At 37.5% G+C, this 1831-nt stretch carries 2 protein-coding genes; one reads left to right on the top strand and one right to left on the bottom strand.

The window, feature by feature from the left end; translation table 11 throughout:
• Positions 1 to 822 (bottom strand): PTS sugar transporter subunit IIAB (locus LACDD01_RS11385; protein ID WP_231863324.1); only part of this gene is annotated, 822 nt, incomplete at its 3' end.
• 228 nt (positions 823 to 1050) lie between these two features.
• On the opposite strand from LACDD01_RS11385, the gene LACDD01_RS00085 reads away from it, so the two are divergent.
• Positions 1051 to 1758, top strand: a complete 708-nt coding sequence (locus tag LACDD01_RS00085) for a GntR family transcriptional regulator (protein WP_061412410.1) — start codon at positions 1051 to 1053, stop codon at positions 1756 to 1758.
• The last annotated feature ends 73 nt before the right edge of the window (positions 1759 to 1831 follow it).

Genomic DNA, 1831 nt, shown 5'->3' with positions numbered 1-1831 from the left:
ACCTTCTTCTTCTGGCATGACTTTGATGCTCTTTGTGACTTCTTTTGAACCTTCTTTATAGCTCATATTCCCTACATTAAGACTTTCAAGTTTCCCCCCTGCTTGAATAAATTTTAAAACATCGGCAGGTTTTTTAAAGAGAAGAAAAATCCGTTGTAAGCCATATTTCCCCGCATTGATATTTTCTGCTGCTTGGGCTACGGGAATAACTGAGAGTCGCATTGCTGATGGGCAAGCCATGCGTAAAGATGATTTTTGCAAGTCATCGGCAGCTGCCTCATCATTTGCAACAATGATGCGTTGTGTCCCCAAACTTGAAGACCAAATTCCAGCCACTTGTCCATGAATCAAGCGTTCATCAATGCGCGTGTTAACAATCTTTGCTTTACCTTGGTACTCAGAATAATCTGCCATATTAAGCGTTACTGCTTCTTGTGCCTTTGCTTCATTCAGCAAGTTTTTCGCATTAACCAGCGTTGTTCTGCTCGAAATAACCAAATCATCAGCGGACGCTGTATCACTCACTGCTGCTTCTAAAACAAGAGAGAGGTTCATCCCAGCGATGATAGAAATATCATCATTATCGGTAAAATGCTTTAACGCCACGTTACAAGGTGTTCCTCCAAGTAAATCAGCAATAATTAAAGTTTCACCCTCTAAGGTCTGCATTTTTTCGAGTAGCTCTTGTTCAAACTGGATATTATCACTATCCTCGGGCATACATACCACATGCATCTGTTCTTGCCGTCCGATGATCATCTCGAGACTTTCTTTCACCCCCGCAGCCATCGAACCATGGCTAATCAATACTATGTTTCTCATTTGACTCCTTATCAATCACGCAAGCGCTCTTTTATTTAACATGTTATCTTCTTGCATTATCAGTATATAACATATTAAGTAGCTTGTCAAGAGAAAATGTACACGGTTACATATTTTTTTGTAAAAAGCTCCCTAAAGCGCACTCTAAAGCCTTGTATATACAGCTTGCATATTATAACTTAACATGTTATCATTCTAATATAAGTTATATAGATAGGAGTATTTCTATTGATTCCAAAGTATGAACAAATCAAACAAGACTTATTATCTGAAATCAAAAATCATAAATTTATCCCCGGGGATAAATTTTATTCAGAAGCCGATATTAAACGAAAATATGAAGTAAGTTCTATCACTGCGGTGAAAGCCTTAAACCAATTAACAAGTGCAGGTTACCTCTACCGCGTTCAAGGAAAAGGTACCTACGTTTCTAAATCGAAAATTTCCCAAAATGTTAAATTCTCAGATATCGAATTGCATTCTCAAGATCACGAAACTGTCAAAGTTCTGTCAATAAAAGAGGAAAATGAACCTTCAATCTTAAAAGAGCTTGGACTTAGTCCAGACCAAAGTTATTATAAGATTGTTCGGGTACGTTATTTTGATGGAACCCCCTTTCTCTTACACTTTACACACCTCCCAAAAACTTTAGTCAAGGAGCCTGTGTCAGATCATTTAGAAGACTATTCGAGTGTCTATGAGCGAGTGAACAAAGACTTTGGTATCGATCTTTATTCCATGTCCTCTGTTGAAACAAATGAAATTATTTTTCCAGATGAAAGTGAGTTGCTCAATGCGCTCAACTTAAGCTTCCGCGAACCTGTGGTCAAGCAGGTTAAACACACCTATCTTGTAGATAAGAGTGTTGCTGAATATATCGTCAGCTACAAACATTGGAAATACTTCAAAACAAAAATAGAAGTGGATGCCGAATAGCATCCACTTCTATTTTTGTTTTATTTTTACTTTAGAGTATCAAATACTGGTTGACTTGAAAAGTTTAAGCTGG

Origin of the sequence: Lactococcus sp. DD01 (assembly GCF_001578715.1) — a bacterium.
Classification (GTDB): Bacteria; Bacillota; Bacilli; order Lactobacillales; family Streptococcaceae; genus Lactococcus; species Lactococcus petauri.
Note: the sequence above shows the minus strand (reverse complement) of the source record. Positions and strands in the feature narration are given on the sequence as shown.